Annotated in this window: 19 protein-coding genes and 1 tRNA gene; 5 read left to right on the top strand and 15 right to left on the bottom strand. The window is 70.5% G+C overall.

Annotation, left to right across the window (positions count from 1 at the left end; translation table 11 throughout):
• Positions 1–32: 32 nt before the first annotated feature.
• Genes ACWGQ1_RS08660 through ACWGQ1_RS08640 form a run of 5 tightly spaced genes read right to left on the bottom strand, consistent with a single transcriptional unit; the run spans position 33 to position 5,963 of the window.
• Positions 33–839, bottom strand: coding sequence for an aldolase/citrate lyase family protein (locus tag ACWGQ1_RS08660; RefSeq protein ID WP_452312793.1), 807 nt, complete (start codon positions 837–839; stop codon positions 33–35).
• Complete coding sequence (locus ACWGQ1_RS08655; protein ID WP_452312792.1) at positions 836–1,321, bottom strand: MaoC/PaaZ C-terminal domain-containing protein; 486 nt, start codon at positions 1,319–1,321, stop codon at positions 836–838. Before ACWGQ1_RS08655 ends, ACWGQ1_RS08660 begins: the two co-directional genes overlap by 4 nt.
• Before the next feature lie 9 nt (positions 1,322–1,330).
• Positions 1,331–2,482, bottom strand: a complete 1,152-nt coding sequence (locus ACWGQ1_RS08650) for an acyl-CoA dehydrogenase family protein (RefSeq protein ID WP_206251272.1) — start codon at positions 2,480–2,482, stop codon at positions 1,331–1,333.
• Positions 2,479–4,404, bottom strand: coding sequence for an ATP-binding protein (locus ACWGQ1_RS08645; protein WP_452312791.1), 1,926 nt, complete (start codon positions 4,402–4,404; stop codon positions 2,479–2,481). The genes ACWGQ1_RS08650 and ACWGQ1_RS08645 overlap by 4 nt, the downstream gene beginning before the upstream one ends.
• Positions 4,405–4,409: 5 nt before the next feature.
• Positions 4,410–5,963: a carboxyl transferase domain-containing protein gene (locus ACWGQ1_RS08640; RefSeq protein WP_452312790.1), complete on the bottom strand. Its 1,554-nt coding sequence runs from the start codon at positions 5,961–5,963 to the stop codon at positions 4,410–4,412.
• A gap of 112 nt (positions 5,964–6,075) precedes the next feature.
• Here ACWGQ1_RS08640 and ACWGQ1_RS08635 point away from each other — a divergent pair, with 112 nt between their 5' ends.
• Positions 6,076–6,678 (top strand): TetR/AcrR family transcriptional regulator, encoded by a 603-nt coding sequence (locus ACWGQ1_RS08635; RefSeq protein WP_247981659.1) that lies wholly within the window; start codon positions 6,076–6,078, stop codon positions 6,676–6,678.
• On the opposite strand, the gene ACWGQ1_RS08630 is transcribed toward ACWGQ1_RS08635, so the two are convergent.
• From ACWGQ1_RS08630 to pdhA, 3 genes are read right to left on the bottom strand one after another with little or no spacing between them, the layout of a single operon-like run.
• Positions 6,671–8,041 carry a 2-oxo acid dehydrogenase subunit E2 gene (locus ACWGQ1_RS08630; protein ID WP_452312789.1) on the bottom strand — a complete coding sequence of 457 codons (1,371 nt, stop codon included), beginning with the start codon at positions 8,039–8,041 and terminating at the stop codon, positions 6,671–6,673. The two genes, ACWGQ1_RS08635 and ACWGQ1_RS08630, sit on opposite strands and share 8 nt — an antisense overlap.
• On the bottom strand, positions 8,038–9,048 hold the full coding sequence (locus ACWGQ1_RS08625) for a transketolase C-terminal domain-containing protein (RefSeq protein WP_452312788.1): 1,011 nt from the start codon (positions 9,046–9,048) through the stop codon (positions 8,038–8,040). The genes ACWGQ1_RS08630 and ACWGQ1_RS08625 overlap by 4 nt, the downstream gene beginning before the upstream one ends.
• 1 nt (position 9,049) lies before the next feature.
• Complete coding sequence (gene pdhA / locus ACWGQ1_RS08620) at positions 9,050–10,165, bottom strand: pyruvate dehydrogenase (acetyl-transferring) E1 component subunit alpha (protein WP_452312787.1); 1,116 nt, start codon at positions 10,163–10,165, stop codon at positions 9,050–9,052.
• A gap of 169 nt (positions 10,166–10,334) precedes the next feature.
• On the opposite strand from pdhA, the gene ACWGQ1_RS08615 reads away from it, so the two are divergent.
• Positions 10,335–10,820, top strand: a complete 486-nt coding sequence (locus ACWGQ1_RS08615; protein WP_136032312.1) for an Lrp/AsnC family transcriptional regulator — start codon at positions 10,335–10,337, stop codon at positions 10,818–10,820.
• Here ACWGQ1_RS08615 and ACWGQ1_RS08610 read toward each other — a convergent pair.
• Positions 10,780–11,679, bottom strand: a complete 900-nt coding sequence (locus ACWGQ1_RS08610) for an alpha/beta fold hydrolase (RefSeq protein ID WP_452312786.1) — start codon at positions 11,677–11,679, stop codon at positions 10,780–10,782. The two genes, ACWGQ1_RS08615 and ACWGQ1_RS08610, sit on opposite strands and share 41 nt — an antisense overlap.
• A gap of 111 nt (positions 11,680–11,790) precedes the next feature.
• On the opposite strand from ACWGQ1_RS08610, the gene ACWGQ1_RS08605 reads away from it, so the two are divergent.
• Both ACWGQ1_RS08605 and ACWGQ1_RS08600 read left to right on the top strand, forming a co-directional pair.
• Complete coding sequence (locus ACWGQ1_RS08605) at positions 11,791–12,708, top strand: helix-turn-helix domain-containing protein (RefSeq protein WP_452312785.1); 918 nt, start codon at positions 11,791–11,793, stop codon at positions 12,706–12,708.
• A gap of 172 nt (positions 12,709–12,880) precedes the next feature.
• The gene (locus tag ACWGQ1_RS08600; RefSeq protein WP_136037366.1) at positions 12,881–13,198 is read left to right on the top strand and encodes a DUF7882 family protein; all 318 of its coding nucleotides are present in this window, start codon (positions 12,881–12,883) and stop codon (positions 13,196–13,198) included.
• Between the two features lie 50 nt (positions 13,199–13,248).
• Here the strand turns inward: ACWGQ1_RS08600 and ACWGQ1_RS08595 are convergent, their stop codons facing one another.
• From ACWGQ1_RS08595 to ACWGQ1_RS08580, 4 genes are all read right to left on the bottom strand, one after another.
• Positions 13,249–13,509 carry a DUF6458 family protein gene (locus ACWGQ1_RS08595; protein WP_136031905.1) on the bottom strand — a complete coding sequence of 87 codons (261 nt, stop codon included), beginning with the start codon at positions 13,507–13,509 and terminating at the stop codon, positions 13,249–13,251.
• 143 nt (positions 13,510–13,652) lie between these two features.
• Positions 13,653–14,915: a globin domain-containing protein gene (locus ACWGQ1_RS08590; RefSeq protein ID WP_452312784.1), complete on the bottom strand. Its 1,263-nt coding sequence runs from the start codon at positions 14,913–14,915 to the stop codon at positions 13,653–13,655.
• A 45-nt stretch (positions 14,916–14,960) separates the two neighbouring features.
• Positions 14,961–15,034, bottom strand: a tRNA-Ile gene (locus ACWGQ1_RS08585).
• 13 nt (positions 15,035–15,047) lie between these two features.
• Complete coding sequence (locus ACWGQ1_RS08580; RefSeq protein ID WP_136031901.1) at positions 15,048–15,614, bottom strand: gamma carbonic anhydrase family protein; 567 nt, start codon at positions 15,612–15,614, stop codon at positions 15,048–15,050.
• 132 nt (positions 15,615–15,746) lie between these two features.
• Between ACWGQ1_RS08580 and ACWGQ1_RS08575 the strand changes: the two genes are divergently transcribed.
• Positions 15,747–16,232, top strand: coding sequence for a ferritin-like domain-containing protein (locus ACWGQ1_RS08575; protein WP_452312783.1), 486 nt, complete (start codon positions 15,747–15,749; stop codon positions 16,230–16,232).
• A 66-nt stretch (positions 16,233–16,298) separates the two neighbouring features.
• Here ACWGQ1_RS08575 and ACWGQ1_RS08570 read toward each other — a convergent pair whose 3' ends face one another.
• A complete protein-coding gene (locus tag ACWGQ1_RS08570; RefSeq protein WP_136037370.1) occupies positions 16,299–17,795 on the bottom strand; it encodes an amidohydrolase in 1,497 nt (498 codons plus the stop codon).
• On the bottom strand, positions 17,792–18,433 hold the full coding sequence (locus tag ACWGQ1_RS08565) for an FMN-binding negative transcriptional regulator (RefSeq protein WP_452312782.1): 642 nt from the start codon (positions 18,431–18,433) through the stop codon (positions 17,792–17,794). The genes ACWGQ1_RS08570 and ACWGQ1_RS08565 overlap by 4 nt, the downstream gene beginning before the upstream one ends.
• Positions 18,434–18,466 lie beyond the last annotated feature (33 nt).

The raw sequence follows: 18,466 nt of genomic DNA, 5'->3' as shown, positions 1-18,466 counted from the left end.
CGGCGCTCTGTCGCGCGGTGGATGACGCGGCCTCAGCGGGCGCGGGAGACCACGAAGCGCGCGTGCCGGAGCACGGGCTCGTCCACCATGCGACCGTCGAACCGGAAGACCCCGCGCTCCGTGGCGGCTGCCTCCAGCACGGCCCTCGCCCAGGCGACGGTCTCGGCGTCGGGACGGTAGGCCTCTCGCACGACGGACACCTGGCTCGGGTGGATGCACGCCGTGGCGCGGAAGCCGGATGCCGCAGCGTCGGCGGCCTCCTGTTGCAGCCCTTCCAGGTCGCCGATGTCGACGTGCACGGCATCGATGGCAGCCTTGCCGTACGACCCCGCCTCGAGCAGCACGCGGGCGCGGGCGTAGCGGGCGACGTCGCGGTAACGGCCGGCCGGGGTCCGCGACGAGGTGCCGCCCAGTGAGGCGACCAGATCCTCCGCTCCCCACATCAGGGCGACCACCCGCGGATGCGCCGCGATGTCGGGCGCCGCGTGGACACCGCGCGCCGTCTCGCACAGCGCGATCAGGTCGTACGCGTCGCCGAGACGGTCGAGATCGGACGCACTCTCGCTCTTCGCGACCATGACCGTCCGGAAGCCCGTCTCCGCCAGGGCGGCGAGGTCGGCGTCGAACTCGCCGGAGCTCGGCGCGTTCACCCGCACGATCACGCGCGCCGGGTCGAGCGCGGCCGATCGCACGTTCGCTCTGGCCTCGGCCTTCGCCGCCGGAAGCACCGCGTCCTCCAGGTCGAGGATGACCGCGTCGGCGCGGTCGAGCGCCTTCGCGAAGCGCTCCGGGCGATCCGCCGGGCAGAACAGCAGCGCGGGGCCGAGGTCGAAGCTCATGCGGACGCCTCCGGGCGGCAGCGGATCAGCACCGTGCGCGTGGCCGTGGCGACCACGGTGCCGTCCTGGTTCCGCCCCGTGTGCGCGAGCCGCACGACCCCCGTCCCCGGGCGGGAGGATGACAGGCGCTTCTCCTCCACGACGGTCTCCGTGGTGAGGGTGTCGCCCGCGAAAAGCGGGTGCGGGAACGCGACGTCGCCGATGCCGAGCTGCGCCACGAGCGTGCCCTGCGTGAGCTGCGCCACCGAGGTCCCGACCATCGTGGACAGGGTCCACATCGAGTTGATCAGTCGCGCGTGGAACGGCTCGCTGGCGTCGGCGAAGGCGGCGTCGAGGTGCAGCGCCTGCGTGTTCATGGTGAGCGTCGTGAAGAGCACGTTGTCGGCCTCGGTCGCCGTGCGCCCCGGTCGATGCAGGTACCGCACGCCCGTGTCGAACTCCTCGAAGTACAGTCCGCGCTGCTCGATGTCGCGCATGCTCATCCCTCCACGCTACCCGGCGAGCCCCAGGGCCCTGGCGATCACCAGCAGCTGGACCTCCGTCGTGCCCTCGCCGATCTCGAGGATCTTGGAGTCGCGGTAGTGGCGTGCCACGGGGAACTCGTTCATGAAGCCGTTGCCGCCGAAGATCTGCGTCGCATCCCGCGCGTTGTCCATCGCGGCCTCTCCCGCCACGAGCTTCGCGATCGCCGCGGCCTCCGCGAACGGGGAGCCCGCGTCGCGCAACCGGGCGGCATGGTGCCACGCGAGTCGCGCGGTGTGCACGCGCGCACGCATGCGGGCGAGCGTGAACTGGGCGTTCTGCCGGGTGCTGAGCGCGCTGCCGAAGATCGTGCGACTCTTCGCGTAGGCGACCGCCGCCTCCAGGCACCCCTCGGCCGCACCGGTGGAGAGGGCGGCGATCGCGATGCGACCCTCGTCGAGGATGCTCAGGAAGTTGCGGAACCCGCTGCCACGCGCCCCCAGCAGGTTGCCGGCGGGTACCCTCGCCCCGTCGAACGTGAGCGGGTGGGTGTCCGAGGCGTTCCAGCCGACCTTGTCGTAGGGCGGCTCGACCGTGAACCCCGGGGTGCCGTTGGGCACGATGATCGTCGAGATCTCCTTGCGTCCCTCGTTCGCACCGGTCACGGCGGTCACCGTCACGAAGCGCGTGATCGGCGTGCCGGAGTTGGTGATGAACTGCTTGGAGCCGTCGATCACCCAGTCATCGCCGTCGAGCCGTGCCGTGGTGCGCGTGGCGCCGGCGTCGCTTCCCGCCTCCGGCTCCGTCAGCCCGAACCCGGCGAGAGCGCGTCCGGCGAGCAGGTCAGGCAGCAGTTCGCGCTTCTGCTCCTCCGAGCCGAACCGGTAGATCGGCATCGCGCCCAGGCTGACCCCCGCCTCCAACGTGATCGCGATGGACTGGTCGACCCGGCCCAGCGCCTCGATCGCGATGCCGAGCGCCATATAGTCGCCGCCCTGTCCCCCGTACTCCTCGGGGAAGGGAAGGCCGAACAGCCCGAGCTCGCCCATCTGCGCAACCACGTCCATCGAGAGCGTGTGCGTGCGGTCGGCCTCGTAGGACTGCGGGGCGACCACGGTGTCGGCGAACTCCCGCACCATCCCCGCGAGCTCGCGCTCCTCGTCGGTCAGGCTCTCGATCATCGGTCGTCCTCCATCGTCGTCACCCGGGCGACCGGTTGGTCGCGCCGTACCTGGTCGCCGGTCGCGACCAACAGGTGCACCACCCCGTCGTGCGGGGCGAGCACCTGGTGCTCCATCTTCATGGCCTCGATCGCGACGAGCGGCTCGCCGGCCGCGACGACCGCGCCGTCCGCGACGTGCACGGCCACTACGCTCCCCGGCATCGGGGCTCGTCCCTCCGGCTCGCTCGCGCGACCACCGTCGCCGGTCGCGGCCAGCCGACGCTGGAGGCGCGCGCGCCGATCCACGGGCAGAAGCCTCATGGTGGCCCCGTCTTCGACGACCCACACCGCCCCGTCGGCATCCACGGCCGCGCGCACCGTCGAACGTCCGGGATCGGCGTCGTGCAGCTCGACCACCGCGTCGTCATCGGTGAGCACGGTGAGGGGCGCGACCGGAGCGGGATCGGCGCCGAGCCGCCACCCGGCGAGTCGTCCCCACAGCGCGTCGGCGGCTCGCGGCGATACCCCGACGGGCTGGAGAGCGGCGGCTGCAGCGGCGAGCTGCGATGCGGAGGGTCGGCTCGGCTCCAGCGGGAGCAGAGTCTCGATCAGCCCCGTGTCGAGGTCGCCCGCGACGACACGCTCGTCGTGCAGCAGCCGCCTCAGGAACCCGATGTTCGTGTCGACCCCCAGCACCACGGTGCGCGCCAGGGCGTCGTCCAGGCGGCGGAGGGCGGTCGCCCGGTCGTCGGCGTGAGCGATCACCTTCGCGATCATCGGATCGTAGTAGCCCGTCACCACGCTGCCCGTCTCGACAGCCGCGTCGACCCGGACCCCGTCCGGGGCCTCGAACAGCAGCACGGTCCCGGTGGACGGCAGGAAGCCGCGCTCCGGAGCCTCGGCGTACACGCGCGCCTCGACGGCATGACCCCGCCCGCGCGGCTCGACCTCGAGGGGACGACCGTCGGCGACCTGCAGCTGCAGCGCCACGAGGTCGAGCCCGGTCACCTCCTCCGTCACCGGGTGCTCGACCTGGAGGCGCGTGTTCATCTCGATGAAGAACACGTTCTCCGGGGCGTCCGCATCGACCAGGAACTCTACGGTGCCGGCCCCGACGTAGGCGACGCTCTCCGCCGCGCGCACCGCCGCCGTCAGGAGCCGGTCGCGCGTGTCCTCGGGGATGCCGGCCGACGGCGCCTCCTCGATGACCTTCTGATGCCGTCGCTGCAGCGTGCACTCGCGCTCGCCCAGCGCCACCACCCGGCCGTGTGCATCGCCGAAGACCTGCACCTCGATGTGCCGCGGCCGGGCGATGAGCCGTTCGAGGATGAGCGCGTCGTCGCCGAAGGCCGCGGCAGCGACCCGTCGCGCGGAGGACAGGGCGGGGCGCAGTGCGGCCGCGTCCGCGACGACCTCCATGCCCTTGCCGCCTCCGCCCGCGCTCGGCTTCACCAGGAGGGGGAACCCGACCGCGTCCGCCTCCTCCTCGATCTCCGCGTCGGACAGCCCACGTGCGTCAAACCCCGGAACGACCGGCACCCCGCTCCGCGCGACGTGGTCCCGCGCCCTGGCCTTGTCGCCCATGACCTGCAGAGCCGTCACGGAGGGGCCGACGAACACGATTCCGCTCTCGGCGCACGCCTCCGCCAGCCCGACGCTCTCGGACAGGAAGCCGTAGCCGGGGTGGATCGCCTGCGCGCCGGTGGCCCGCGCGGCCGCGACGACGGCATCGATGTCGAGATAGGACTCGGCCGCCGGAGCCGGCCCGATGCGGACCGCCACGTCGGCCTCGCGCATGTGGGGTGCCCCCGCGTCGGCATCGCTGTAGACCGCGACACTGCGGATACCCAGAGTGCGGAGCGTGCGGATGATGCGTCGGGCGATCTCGCCGCGGTTCGCGACGAGGACGGTGGTGAACGAGAGAGAGGGTGACGAAGACATGGGGCTCACATCCGGAAGACGCCGAAGCGCGGTTCGGGCAGCGGGGTGCGGGAGACGACATCGAGCGCCAGCCCGAGCAGGTCGCGGGTCTGCGCGGGGTCGACGATGCCGTCGTCCCACAGGCGCGCCGTGGCGTAGTACGGCTCGCCCTGCCGCTCGTACTGCTCGCGGATCGGCTCCTCGAACGCCGCACGGTCGTCGGGCGCCCAGGTCTCACCGCGCGCGGCCAACTGGTCTTCCTTCACCGTGGCCAGGACGGATGCGGCCTGAGCACCGCCCATGACCGAGATGCGGCTCGCCGGCCACGTCCACAGGAACCGCGGGGAGTAGGCGCGTCCGCACATCGAGTAGTTGCCCGCCCCGAACGACCCGCCGATGATCACGGTGAGCTTCGGGACACGGCTGGTCGCGACCGCGGTGACCATCTTGGCCCCGTCCTTCGCGATCCCTCCGGCCTCCGCGTCCGACCCGACCATGAAGCCGGTGATGTTCTGCAGGAACAGCAGCGGGATGCCGCGCTGGTCGCACAGCTCGATGAAGTGGGCGCCCTTGAGCGCCGACTCGCTGAACAGCACGCCGTTGTTCGCGACGATGCCGACCGGGTGTCCGTGGAGGCGCGCGAAGCCGGTGACGAGGGTGGTGCCGTATTCGGCCTTGAACTCCCGAAAGCTATCGCCGTCGACGAGCCGGTCGATCACGACGTGCACGTCGTAGGACGCGTTCACGTCTACCGGGACCACGTCGTACAGTGAGCCCGTCTCGGACGGCGGTCTGCTCTCGACGACCTCCCAGGCGGGCGGGGCGGGCGCGGGAAGCGTCGCGACGATGTCCCGCAGGATCTCCAGTGCGTGCTCGTCATCTTCCGCGAGGTGGTCGACGACGCCGCTGCGCTTCGCGTGGAGCGCTCCACCCCCGAGCTCCTCCGCGGAGACGACCTCGCCGATCGCGGCTTTCACGAGCGGAGGTCCGCCCAGGAAGATGGTGCCCTGATCGCGCACGATCACCGTCTCGTCGCTCATCGCCGGGACGTACGCTCCCCCGGCGGTGCACGACCCGAGCACGGCGGCGAGCTGCGGAACACCCGCGGCCGAGAGGCGCGCCTGGTGGAAGAAGATGCGCCCGAAGTGGTCGCGATCGGGGAAGACCTCGTCCTGTCGCGGCAGGAACGCCCCGCCCGAGTCGACGAGATACAGGCACGGGAGGCGGTTCTCGAGCGCGATCTCCTGTGCCCGCAGGTGCTTCTTGACCGTGAGCGGGTAGTAGGTGCCGCCCTTCACGGTCGCGTCGTTGCAGACGACCATGACGTGGCGGCCGTGCACGAGTCCGATACCCGCGATGACGCCGGCCCCCGGCGCCTCTCCCCCGTACAGGCCGTCCGCCGCCAGCGGAGCGATCTCCATGAAGGGGCTGCCCTCGTCGAGCACCCGCGCGACGCGGTCGCGCGGAAGCAGCTTGCCGCGCGCGACATGACGTTCGCGCGACGCCTCCGGACCGCCGAGGGCGGCGGTCGCGATCCGAGCACGCAGCTCGTGCGCCAGATCTTCCTGGGTTGCCGGCATCGTGATGTCCTCCTCGACCCACGACCGCGCCACGGACTGCCCTGGCGCGGTGCACGCATTCTCGGTTAGTGTTCACTAACCCGATGATTCAGGTTAGCGAGGATTAACTGAGATGACAAGCCCGCTCACCGCCAGGGACCGTGCGAAAGCCGAACGGTCCGACGCGCTGCTGCACGCTGCCGCCCGGCTGTTCGCCGATCGCGGCTACACCGGCGTGAGCCTCGAGGAGATCGGTGCCGCGGTCGGCGTCTCCGGCCCCGCCGTCTATCGACACTTCGCGGGGAAACAGGCGCTGCTCGGCGCCGTGCTCGTCAAGGTCAGCCACGACCTGGTCGACGGGGGTGACCGCGTGGCGACCGCCGCCGCGGACCCCCAGGAGCGCATGCGCGCGCTCATCCGGTTCCACGTGGACTTCGCTCTCGGCAACGCCGAGGTCATCCAGGTGCAGGACCGCGACGTCGCGCATCTGGCCGACGGCGATCGCGCCGAGGTCCGCCGGCTCCAGCGTGCCTACATCGAGCTCTGGATGGACGCGCTCGCGGCGATCGATCCCCGCGACGACGTCGCCCGCGACGAACTCCGGCTGCGCGTCCAGGCATGCTTCGGGCTGATCAACTCGACGCCCCACAGCACGCGCGCCGCGATGAGGCGGCACTCCGCCACCGCGACCGTACTGGTCACGATGGCGGAGGCGGCGCTGCGCGCCCTCATCTGAGCAGCATCGCCCTGCCGGGCTCCTCGAGTACGTCGGCCACGGCCTTCAGGAACGCGGCGCCCTCCGCGCCGTCCACGATCCGGTGGTCGAACGAGAGGCTCAGCGTCATCACCTGACGCAGCGCGATCTCCCCGGCGTGTTCCCACGGCTGCCGCCTGACCGCGCCGACCGCGAGGATGCCCGACTGACCCGGCGGCAGGATCGGCGTCCCGGCATCCACGCCGAACACTCCGATGTTCGAGATCGAGAACGTGCCACCGGACAGCTCCGCGGGCGACGTCTTGCCCGCGCGGGCCGTCTCCGCGAGCGACGCGATGGCATCCGCGAGTTCGACCAGGGTCATCCGCTCCGCATCGCGGATCATCGGCACGATCAGGCCCCGGTCGGTCGCCGCGGCGATCCCGAGGTCGACGTAGCCGTGCTGGACGATCTCGCCCGCCTCTTCATCCCACCGCGCGTTCAGGCCCGGCGCTCCGCCGAGGGCAAGGCACACCGCCTTCGCGACGACGGCGAGCGGACCGATCCGGTGGCCACTGAGTGCGCGGTCCTCGCGCAGTCGTGCCAGCAGGTCCATCGTCGCGGTGACGTCGACCGTGTGGAACACGGTGACGTGCGGCGCCGTGAACGCGCTCTGCACCATCGCCGCCGCGGTGTGCTTGCGTACTCCGCGGATCGGGATGCGGGTCTCGCGGTCGGGCTGGTGGCCGGTCGGACGAGCGGCACTCCCCGGCGCGGGCGCGGGCGTGCGCGTCGCGTCCGAGCGGGCAGCCAGCCGCTCGGCGTACGCGTCGACATCCTGACGCGTGATCAGCCGGTCGCCGACCTCCGCCGCGACCAGCACCAGATCGACGCCGAGGCGCTTCGCGTGCGCCCGCACGGGCGGCGTCGAGCGCGGCCGTTCGATCACGGTCTCTACGGACGCCGAGGGCGAGGCGTCGTGGGGAGCCGCCTCCAGGACCGCGGTGTCCGCCGCCGGACTCGCGCCACCGATCCGACGGGCACGCCGCGCGGGCCGGCCCGCCGTCGTGGGAGCAGCACCGTAGCCGACGAGGTTCGGCTGCGTCTTCTCGCTGCCTTCGGCCTCGGCACCCTCGACCGCGGGGGTCGGAGTCTGCGGTTCCTCACCGGCGACGTCGAAGGCGATGAGCGGTGCCCCCACCGACACGGTCTCGCCCGCCTCGGCATGCAGGCTGGAAACGGTGCCCTCGTAGGGCGAGGGCAGTTCCACCACGGCCTTCGCGGTCTCGACCTCGGCGAGGGTCTGGTTCAGCGCCACCTTCTCGCCGGGCGAGACGAGCCACTGCACGACCTCCGCCTCGGTGAGCCCTTCCCCCAGGTCGGGCAGACGGAACTCGGCGATCATGCGTCCGCTCCCGTCAGGCTGTTCGGACGGTCCATCACGCGATCGACGGCGTCGAGGATGCGGTCGAGGTCGGGCAGATGGTACTTCTCGAGCTTCGCGGGCGGATACGGCACGTCGTGTCCGGTCACGCGCAGCGGCGCGTGCTCGAGGTACTCGAAGCAGCGCTCGGTGATGCTGGCGATGACCTCGGCACCGAGCCCGGCTTCCCTGGAGGCTTCATGCGCGACCACGACCCGGCCCGTCTTGCGCACCGAGGAGGCGACCGAGTCGTAGTCCACGGGCGAGAGCGAGCGGAGATCGACGACCTCCAACGACAGCCCCTCGTCTTCAGCGGCGTCGGCGGCCTGCAGCGCCGTCGTCACCATCGCACCGTAGGCGATCACCGTCGCGTCCGTGCCCGCACGGACCACACGGGCGAGTCCCATCGGCGGCGCGTCGGCGAGCGGTGCCTCCAGGTCGACCTCGCCCTTGTGGTGGTAGAGGCGCTTGGGCTCGAAGAAGACGACAGGGTCGTCCGAGGCGATCGCCTGGCGCAGGCTGCGGTACGCGTCCTCCGGGTTCGACACCGCGACGACGCGCAGCCCCGCGGTGTGCGCGAAGTAGGCCTCCGGCGACTCGGAGTGGTGCTCCGCGGCTCCGATGCCCCCGGCCCACGGGATGCGGATCGTGAGGGGCATCTTCACCCGGCCCTGAGTCCGATAGTGCAGCTTCGCCACCTGCGACACGATCTGATCGAATGCCGGGTACACGAAGCCGTCGAACTGGATCTCGACCACCGGGCGGTAGCCGCGGAACGCGAGCCCGACCGCCGTGCCGACGATGCCCGACTCGGCGAGCGGGGTGTCGATCACCCGCGCGGCGCCGAACTCGTCGAGCAGTCCGTCGGTGATGCGGAACACCCCTCCGAGCTTGCCGATGTCCTCGCCGAGGAGCACGACCCGGTCGTCGTCGCGCATGGCCTGACGCAGTCCGGCGCCGAGGGCCTTGCCGAGCGTGAGCTGGGTCATGTCACACCTCGCTCTCGAACGACGCGAGGTACGCGGCGTATTCGTCGCGCTGGCGCTCCAGTCCCGTGTGCGCCTCGGCGTACACGCCGTCGAACACGGCCAGCGGCGGACGCGTGACCATTCCGAGACAGGCCGCCCGCATCTCCTTCGCCACCGCGTCAGCCGCCGCCTGCGTGTCCGCCACGTGGTCGTCGTCGAACTCCCCCACACGGCGCAGGTACGCCTCGAGCCGAGCGATCGGATCCCGCCGACGCCAGGCCTCCAGCTCCGCGTCGTCGCGGTACCGGGTGGGGTCGTCCGCGGTGGTGTGCGGGCCCATGCGGTAGGTCACGGCCTCGATGTACGCGGGTCCACGGCCGGAACGCGCATGGTCGAGGGCCCACCGCATCGCCGCCAGGCACGCGAGCACGTCGTTGCCGTCGACCCGCAGGCTGGGGATTCCGAATCCGGGCGCCCGTCCCGCGATCGGGTACTGCGACTGCACCGCAACCGGCTCCGAGATCGCCCAGTGGTTGTTCTGACAGACGAACACGACGGGGGCCTGGTACGAGGCGGCGAAGATCATCGCCTCGTTGACGTCACCCTGACTCGTCGCACCGTCCCCGAAATAGGTGACCGCCACTTCCGGCGCCTTCTCGTGCTGGATCCCCAGTGCGTAGCCGACGGCGTGGAGCGTCTGCGCGCCGATGATGATCTGCAGCGGCGCGACACCGAGAGCGGCGGGGTCGTACGCCGCCCCCTCCTCCCCGCGCCACATGCGCACGTAATCGCCCGGCTGGGCGCCGCGCGCGTAGATCACGCCGGTCTCGCGGTAGCTGGGGAACACGAAGTCGCGGGGGTCGAGAGCTCGAGCGGTGCCGATCTGCGTCGCCTCCTGGCCCTGACACGGCGCCCACAGTCCGAGCTGACCCTGACGCTGCAGCGCCACGCCCTCCGCGTCGATGCGACGGAGTACGACCATGTCGCGGTGGAGCGCGCGGAGCTGCGCGGCGTCCACGTCCACGACGAACGGGTCGAGGCGCGGGTTCTGAACGCGGGACCCGTCCGGGGCGAGAAGGCGCTCCGAGAGTTCCAGATCCTGGGCGGTGTCTGCGATCGGTGTGGCCTGCGGTGACATCGTCGTCCTCCTCGTCCGGCGGCCCTCGTGGGGCTCCGCGCAACGGTGCCGGCGTCATCACCGGCATGGTCTGAGGGTACGTCTGCTCAACACCTCGCTCAAGCAATCGTCCACCACTTGAGCATGTTGCTCATTTTTCGCCGGTTCGAGCCTGCTAGGGTTTGGCACTATGCCTGGACTGGACCGAATCGATCTCGAGCTGCTCGCGTCGCTCGCCGACGATCCGCGGATCACGATCGTCGCGCTCGCGGAGAAGATGGGGCTGTCTCGCAACACGATCCAGGCGCGGATGGCCCGCCTGGATCAGACCGGCGTCTTCCTCTCCTACGAGCGCGCCTTCTCCCCCGACGTCCTGGGCTTCCCGCTGCAGGCCTTCGTCAGCATCGGCGTACGCCAGACCGAGCTTCCCCGCATCATCACCGAACTCGCGCGCATCCCCGAGGTCGTGCAGGCGCACGGACTCAGCGGATCGATCGACCTCCTCGCCCGCGTCGCGTGCCGTGACGCCAGGCACCTGTTCGACACCGACGCACGCATCCTGTCGATCGACGGGGTCGAGCGCACCGAGACCTCCCTGGCCATGGGCGAGGTGATCCCGTTCCGGGTGGCGGGGCTCATCGGCCTCGCACGACGGGAATCCTCAGGAAGCGCCTGATCGCCCCGGCTGCTTCGACCGGGGTCTCGTAGTGGATCAAATGTCCGACGTGGGCGATCTCGACGAGTTCCGCGTCGGCGAACAGGGTCGCCAGCCGCCGCTCCGCCTCGATGGGCGTGATGTCGTCGCGCTGCGCCGCGACCAGCAGCGTCGGCACGTCGATGCGCGGCGCGAACTCGCGCACGTCGTGCGACACGCTCGCGACGAACGCATCGTGCAGCACGTCGCGGTCGGAGAACCGGGAGAAGTAGGTGTCGTGCTGATCGTGGATGAAGCGGCGCAGCCCCGGGTCGCGGGTCTTCGCCATCGTGATGCTCATCACGCGCACGATGACCCGGTTTCGCAGCACCGCGGTACCGAGCCGGTCGGGCAGCTTCGCGCCGAGGGCGTAGTAGAGCACCGCCAGCCGGGTCATCAGCCCCTTCGGCCCCTCCAGTGCCGGCGCGCCGATGGGGTTGAGGAGGATCAGGCGCGGCGTCGCGAGACCACCCGCGACGGCGGCCGCCGCGACGATGGAGCCGAAGGAGTGGCCGAGGATCACCGCTCCCGGGGCGGTGGCTGCGACGAAGTCCGACAACCACGCGGCGTATTCGTCCAGGTCGTGGCGCCGTCCGGGGAGCGGCGCGGTCTCCCCGAAGCCCGGGAGATCCGGGACCAGCACCCGCACCTCCGGAAGGTACGCGAGCACCGGCTCGAGGCCGTGGTGCTCGCCGCGGAACCCGTGCACGGCGACGATGGTCGTGTCGGCATCGCGCGGACCGTACTCCCAGTACGCCGTGACACCGCCGCGGACGGCGACCTCGTGGCGCTCCACGGGCAGGGTGCTCAGGCGGTCCGCGTAGGGGGAAGGCACGGTCATACCCCGAGTCTACGAGCCGCCGTGGGCCCTCGCTCTCCCGCTGTCAGGCAGATGGGTTATCGTCCCAAGTGGCCTTCCTCTTCGGGTCGGCCACGCAACGAGGGGCCGAAGGTGCAGTTCACATCCAGGGACGTCGCGCAGGTGGAGACCACCTGGAAGCAGTTCGTTCCGTCCGCCACGCTGGAGGACGTCGACCCCCATCGCTTCCGCTTCGATTGGCGTTCGATGGAGCTCGGGGCCACCACGGTCCTCCGTTACGACCTCGCCGCACAGGTGCACGCCAGAACGCAGCCGGACGATCAACTGCTGGTGTGCCGTGTCGACTCTCCGGACGCGCGGGTGTGGTCGCATCGTCAAACGCTGGACGGCGGTGTGCCGTGGATCACCGACGGAGCACAGGTGGACGCGACGTGGGAGCGTGGCGCTCGCGTGCGCGCGATCGTGTTCGATCGGACGCACGCCGAGACGGCCCTGCGTCAGGTGACCGGTGACGACCGGGTCCAGCTCAAAGCCACCGGGCTCTCCCCCCACTCGCCCGCCGATGCCGAACGATGGGGATCGATGTTCTCCTACCTCGACGGCACTCTCGTCGAAGGCGAGGCCCTCGACCCGCTGGTGATGAAGGAGTTGGAGCGCCACGCGCTCATGCTCACCATGACCAGCTTCTCGACGACCTTCAGCGATGCGTTGCGCCGGCCGAGCCAGCGGTCGGGCGCCCCTGCGTCGGTGCGGCGCGCCCTCGCGTACATCGACGACAACGCCCATCTCCCGATCACGATCGATGACGTGGCAGCCGCCGCGTACATGTCCACGCGGGGACTTCAGTACGCCTTCCGTCGGGCGCTCGACATCACCCCCACCGAGGCACTGCGTCGGGCCCGCCTCGACGGAGCCCATAGAGACCTGCTGGCCCGCAACGGGGCCTCCGTGGCGACGATCGCGCGGCGGTGGGGGTTCAGCAACTCCTCGCGCTTCGCCGCGGCCTATCGTGAGGCGTACTCCATGCCGCCGACGTTGCCCCGGACCTGACACCGCGCGCACACTTGTTTCGTGCGTGACGGCGAGTTGCGCGCCCTCTCGGGCTCTATCGGCTGAGCCGATTAGAGTCCGAAGTATCCGGATCACCCCGTCCGGCCCCCAGCATGTTTCGAGGAGCCCCCATGAACACCGCAGTCCTCTGCTGCACCAAGGTCGGTTGACGATGGGAAGCCTCTACTACGGAGACACTCAGACCCCGATCCAGATCGACGACAGGGCGCTCGCCCACCTCAAGGTCGTCATCGCCACCAAGCTTCGTCGCAATGAGAGCTTCACGCTCTCCTGGCGGCACCCCGAGGGCGACGCACCCGGCCGTTCGACGCTGTGGCTGCACCCCTCCATCCCGCTGCGCTTCGTGTTCGACGCTCCCGAGCCGCCGGAACTGAGTCGACGGTGGATCGAGGAGCTCGCCCATTCCGCGAACTCGAGCGGCGGCATCACCCTCGTCGAGGAGCATCTCGAGGGCGCCGACATCAGCTGACACGCAGACGGCTCGCGGGGCCCAGGGTCCCCGCGAGCCGTCCGTGTCGCTCAGAGCCCGTCGTCGGAACTTGAGCTCACCGACCGTCGGGTGGTGGGTTCCCCCGTGGCGGGATCGACATACGTGCGCGAGACGGTCTCGGTCCGACGGCGACGTGCCAGGAGCACGATGCCGATCAAGAAGACGACGACTCCGGCTCCCATGAGGATGTATCCGACCATGTCGAGATTCACCCAGGTCACCTCGACGTTCACCGCGAAGACGAGGATCGCCCCGATCACGAAGAGCACGATTCCAGTGCCGATGCTCATGTTGCCTCCCGTTCAGCGGCGGACGCCGCACAGAAAGAGGGTGGCGCGTCCAGAAGGTCGACAGGAGGGGCTTGACACGGCCCTCTCCTGGCGTTCCGCTGTCGGAAGGCCCCGGTGAACCGGAGTCCGCGACCGGTCGCTGCTCACGCCGCCGACGCGTCCGCTGGATGGCGCATCCAGGTGTCGGGGCCGAACACCTCGTAGTCGATCCGCTCCGCGGGGACGCCGCGCCCGAGCAGTGACGCGCGCATGTCGCGCATGAAGCCGAGGGGTCCGCACAGGAGCACCCGCGCCCCGGCGGGAAGCTCGACATCCGTCAGGTCCATCCGCCCGGCGCGCACGCCGTCGAGGACAGGAGCGTCCGTCGGGGCCGACGAGTACCAGCGCACCGCCGTCGCATCCTCCAGGCCGCTGAGGTTCTCCTGCACGGGGCCGACCAGCGCGTGCGACGACGGTGTGCGATCGGCATGGAAGAGCCGCACAGTGCGCTCGGGCTGCGTGCGTCGAACGCCGTCCAGCATCGCCGCGACCGGGGTGACGCCGATCCCTGCCGAGACCAGCACCAGCGGGTCGTGCGACTCATCGAGGACGACGTCACCGGCGGGCTGTGAGACGTCGAGGATCGTGCCGGGCATCGCGTTGTCGTGCAGCCACGTGGACACCTGGCCGTCGGGCGTACCATCGATCCCGCGCACCCGCTTCACGGTCACCCGCAGTGCTCCGCCCCCGGGCGCACACGACAGCGTGTACTGACGCGGCTGCCGTGAGCCGTCCGGCAGATCCACGGCGACGGCCACGTACTGCCCCGCGCGGTGATCGGCGACCGCACCGTCGAGGGGTTCGAGCACGAGGGTGATCACGTCGTCGGCCTCCGCGATCCGCTCGACCACGCGGTGCTTGCGCCACGGGTGTTCGGGGTCGGTGCCGGCCAACGCATACAGTCGAGCCTCTTCCGCGATGAGTGAGCACCCGAACAGCCAGTACACCTCGTCCCAGGCAGCACGGACCTCCGGGGTCACCGCGTCGCCCAGCACGATCCCCACGGCGTCGAGCAGATGGTGTCCCACGATCGTGTACTGACGCGCGCGGATCCCGAGCGAGACGTGCTTGTGAGCGATACGCCGCATCACGGGCGTGAAATCGGGCGCCTCGGGATCGATCAGGGACACGGCAAATGCGACGACCGAGGCGGCGAGTGCCCTCGGCTGCTCACCGTGCGCCTGGTGCGCCCGGTTGAAGACCCTGAGAAGCTCGGGGTGCGCCGCGAACATCCGCGGATAGAACAGTCGAGTGATCTCCTCGGCGTGCTCGGCGACCACACCGGCGGTGGCGCGAACGACGGTCTCGGATTCTGGTGAGAGCTGCATGACTTCCCTTCGGAGTGCGGATGCTCTCAGCCTCCTCATCCGGTGCGCCCCATGGCGGCATGGATCCCGTGCAAATCCGAGTCGTAGGGCGGGCGGGACTTGAACCCGCGATCGTTGGGTTATGAGCCCACTGCCTTAACCAGCTTGGCCACCGCCCCCTGCCCTCCGAGACTACCGCCCGTCCGAACCGCTCTCCTCCCCGGACGCGTCGGCGTGCGCCGCACCACGATGGGTCTCGACGTGTGCGCGATAGATCCGAGCGTTCTCCCGTAACCCGGCACGCTCCTCGTCGCTCAGCGCGCGACGAACGCGGGCCGGGACGCCCGCCACCAGCGAGCCGTCCGGCACCTCCGCGTCGCCGAGTACGAGCGCGCCGCCGGCGATGAGGCACTCCGAGCCGATACGGGCGCCTGACAGCACCACGGCTCCCATTCCGATGAGCGAACCGTCGCCGATCCGACAGCCGTGCACGACGGCGTTGTGCCCGATCGAGACATCGTCTCCGATCACGACCGGGTGTCCGCTGTCGACATGGATCGACACGTTGTCCTGCGCGTTGCTGCCGGCGCCCATCGTGATCGCAGCGGAGTCCGCCCGAAGGACCGCGTTGTACCAGACGCTGGACCCTTCCCCGATGGTCACCTCCCCGATCACCCTGGCGCCCGCGGCGAGGAACACCGAGTCGTCGAGATCGGGAGTGCGGCCGGGCAGAGACAGGATGGTCGCGTCGTCGCTCATGCAGCGACTCTAGCCGTCGCCCGTCCCGCGCCGATTCCCGGCGGTAAGCGATGCCTCATCTTCCTTGCGGAACATTCTCAGCTGAGTAGCGTTGTTCCCATCAGACACGAGAATCTCCCGGAGGAGCACAAGATGAGCAAGGCACAGACCGTTTCCCCCACCGCCATCGACCCCACCGTCGCCGCCGGCGCCGCGCAGTTCCTCTCCCCCGTCGTCCTCGGCCTTCAGGCCCTGACCATCAACGGCAAGCAGGCGCACTGGCACGTGCGCGGGGCGAACTTCGTCGGCGTCCACGAACTCCTCGACACCATCGTCGCCCACGCCGGCGACTTCGCCGACACCGCCGCCGAGCGGATCGTCGCCCTCGGACTCCCGATCGACGCGCGTGTCTCGGCCGTCGCAGAGAAGGCCGGTTCGACGTCGGTCGCCGCCGGCTTCGCGCAGTCGGATGAACTCGTCCGCGCGGTCATCGCCGATATCGACGCCATCCTCGTCGACGTCAAGGCGGCCGTCGAGGGCCTCGACGAGGTCGACCTGACCAGCCAGGACGTCGCGATCGAGATCCAGCGCGGACTGGAGAAGGACCGCTGGTTCCTCGTGTCGCATATCGCGGCCTGACCAGTCAGCACCTTCGGAGAGGGCGGCCCCGGGATACCGAGGCCGCCCTCTCCGCGTGCGCGAGGCTCAGCCGACGTGGGTCACGCGGCCCGCGAGAAGGGTGGCGGCTACGGGCATCGCGCGCAACGCGGCGGCATCTGCGGTGCGCGGATCCGCGGACGTGAGCGCGATATCGGCGATCTCCCCAGGGCGGAGCGTGGAGCGCACGCTGGCGCTCAACGCCTGGTCTACCGTGAGGCGTTCCTCCGGGTGCCACGATTCCCGCTCGTCATCCGTGCGCCAGACCGCCGCCGACAGAGCCTGCCACGGGTCGAGGGGCGCCACCGGGGCGTCGGAACCGAACCGCACCTCGGCACCGGCGGCGAACAGAGACGACAGCGGGTAGCCGAGAGAGGTCTGCCCTGCCCAGTGGTGCTCGACGAAGTCACGGTCGTCGACGGCGTGCTGCGGCTGCACGCTGGCGATCACACCGAGGCGCGCGAACCGCGCCAGGTCGGCATGACGCACGAGCTGGGCGTGCTCCAGGGAACCGGTCGCCCCGGTGACCATGAAGGCGTCGAGGGCGGACGTGACAGCGCGGTCGCCGATGGCGTGCACGGCCGCCGTGATGCCCGCGCCGGTCGCGGTGGTCAGCAGGGCGACGAGCTCATCGCCCGGTACCGTCAGGACCCCGTAGTTGCCGGGGTCGTCCGGATAGGCATGAGAGCACGCGGCGGTGCGGGTTCCCAGCGACCCGTCCGTGATGATCTTGAGCGAGCCGACACGGATCAGACCGCGCGCCTCGGCGGGAGTGTCCGGTTCCTCGTGCGGCTCGCCGCTACGCAGCCCTTCGGTCACGGCACGATCGAGGTCTGCGGGATAGAACGCGAACTCCACGCGGTGCGAGGCGAAGCCCGCACGGACGCGGCGCGGCCAGGCAGCGGCGTTCCACGCCATGTCGAAATCGACCAGTCCGGTGACGCCTCGCGCCGCTGCGGCCTCACCGGCGCGGAGCACGGCCTCGTCGCTGTGCGCCGGGTCGACCGCGTTGAGGCGGCGCGAGATCTCGAAGGCGTCCTCTTCGCGCAGGACCCCGTCGTCAGCACGGAAGCCTTCGCGGGCGAGAGCAGCGGTGTTCAGCCACACGCTGTGCACGTCGGCGTTGATGAGGTAGGTGGGCGCCGCTCCCGTCGTCGCGTCCAGCAGCTCCAGGCTCGGCCGATCCGGCCACAGGGCGTCGCGGAATCCCGTACCGACGCGGCGTCCGTCGGGGAGCGTCGGCGCCTCACCCATCCGCAGCGCGGCTTCCGCCGCCGAGGTCGTGTCATGCAACGGGACCCGCTCCGCCGCCAGCGCCCACTGGACCGTGTGCACGTGGTTGTCCCACAAGCCGGGGACCGCCCAGAGACCATCGGCGTCGAGCACCTGTCCACGCGGTCGCAGGGCGCCGGTCGGCGCGATGTCGACGATGACGCCGCCATCGAGGTGAAGGTCCACCGGTTCGTCGTCGATGAGGAACTCCCGGCCGGGACCGGCCAGACGAACGGCGCGCACCGTCCCGACGGTGTCGTTCCGCGCCGTCATGCCCGGTTCCCCTCGCGCGCCACCTGAGCGCGCCGCATCTCCGCCGCCAGAGGACGGTTGGTGTACGGGCCTTCGCTCTCGAGTGCCGCGATCACCGCCTCGATCGTCTCGACGGGCTTGTTCTGGCTGAGCTTGCGCTTCGCGACGACGCGCGCGGGGGTGAGGCGGAATCCCACTGTCCCTGCGGCGAGCCGTTCCACGAACGCGGCATCGTTGGGACGCTGCCACATCCGTCGCGGCTCGGGCATGCCGTTCTCGAACCGCTCCACGAGGCGGTCGAGCACCCGCAGGTTCTCGTCCGGCGTCAGGATCTCGGGTGTGCCCGCCAGGTGCACGGCGGTGTAGTTCCATGTGGGCACCGCGGGGACATCGCCGTACCAGCCGGGCGACACGTAGCCGTGCGGGCCCTGGAAGACCACCAGCAGTTCCCGCTCGCCCAGCCCGTGGATGAGGTCGTCGGGACGCCCGACGTGCGCCACGATCGTCAGGTCGTCGCGGTCGTCGTCGAGCAGCACGGCATAGTGCGAGGCGACGAGCCCGTCGTCGGTCGAACTCACGATGGTGGCCCAGGGGTTGGCCTCGATCACGCGCCGGATCTCGGTCACGTCGGCGAGCGTGAAGCTCGGATTCTGTCGCATGGATTCAGCCTAGGGGCGCCCGCACACGCCAGC

Source organism: Microbacterium sp. NPDC055599, from assembly GCF_053618975.1.
The sequence above is the reverse complement of the archived record's forward strand: the minus strand, read 5'-3'. Positions and strand labels throughout refer to the sequence as shown.

Bases quoted from the DNA above. Each gene is read 5' to 3' on its own strand.
- ACWGQ1_RS08660 (WP_452312793.1), bottom strand. From the start codon at position 839: ATGAGCTTCGACCTCGGCCCCGCGCTGCTGTTCTGCCCGGCGGATCGC.
- ACWGQ1_RS08655 (WP_452312792.1), bottom strand. From the start codon at position 1,321: ATGAGCATGCGCGACATCGAGCAGCGCGGACTGTACTTCGAGGAGTTC.
- ACWGQ1_RS08650 (WP_206251272.1), bottom strand. From the start codon at position 2,482: ATGATCGAGAGCCTGACCGACGAGGAGCGCGAGCTCGCGGGGATGGTG.
- ACWGQ1_RS08645 (WP_452312791.1), bottom strand. From the start codon at position 4,404: ATGTCTTCGTCACCCTCTCTCTCGTTCACCACCGTCCTCGTCGCGAAC.
- ACWGQ1_RS08640 (WP_452312790.1), bottom strand. From the start codon at position 5,963: ATGCCGGCAACCCAGGAAGATCTGGCGCACGAGCTGCGTGCTCGGATC.
- ACWGQ1_RS08635 (WP_247981659.1), top strand. From the start codon at position 6,076: ATGACAAGCCCGCTCACCGCCAGGGACCGTGCGAAAGCCGAACGGTCC.
- ACWGQ1_RS08630 (WP_452312789.1), bottom strand. From the start codon at position 8,041: ATGATCGCCGAGTTCCGTCTGCCCGACCTGGGGGAAGGGCTCACCGAG.
- ACWGQ1_RS08625 (WP_452312788.1), bottom strand. From the start codon at position 9,048: ATGACCCAGCTCACGCTCGGCAAGGCCCTCGGCGCCGGACTGCGTCAG.
- pdhA (WP_452312787.1), bottom strand. From the start codon at position 10,165: ATGTCACCGCAGGCCACACCGATCGCAGACACCGCCCAGGATCTGGAA.
- ACWGQ1_RS08615 (WP_136032312.1), top strand. From the start codon at position 10,335: ATGCCTGGACTGGACCGAATCGATCTCGAGCTGCTCGCGTCGCTCGCC.
- ACWGQ1_RS08610 (WP_452312786.1), bottom strand. From the start codon at position 11,679: ATGACCGTGCCTTCCCCCTACGCGGACCGCCTGAGCACCCTGCCCGTG.
- ACWGQ1_RS08600 (WP_136037366.1), top strand. From the start codon at position 12,881: ATGGGAAGCCTCTACTACGGAGACACTCAGACCCCGATCCAGATCGAC.
- ACWGQ1_RS08595 (WP_136031905.1), bottom strand. From the start codon at position 13,509: ATGAGCATCGGCACTGGAATCGTGCTCTTCGTGATCGGGGCGATCCTC.
- ACWGQ1_RS08590 (WP_452312784.1), bottom strand. From the start codon at position 14,915: ATGAGGAGGCTGAGAGCATCCGCACTCCGAAGGGAAGTCATGCAGCTC.
- ACWGQ1_RS08580 (WP_136031901.1), bottom strand. From the start codon at position 15,614: ATGAGCGACGACGCGACCATCCTGTCTCTGCCCGGCCGCACTCCCGAT.
- ACWGQ1_RS08575 (WP_452312783.1), top strand. From the start codon at position 15,747: ATGAGCAAGGCACAGACCGTTTCCCCCACCGCCATCGACCCCACCGTC.
- ACWGQ1_RS08570 (WP_136037370.1), bottom strand. From the start codon at position 17,795: ATGACGGCGCGGAACGACACCGTCGGGACGGTGCGCGCCGTTCGTCTG.
- ACWGQ1_RS08565 (WP_452312782.1), bottom strand. From the start codon at position 18,433: ATGCGACAGAATCCGAGCTTCACGCTCGCCGACGTGACCGAGATCCGG.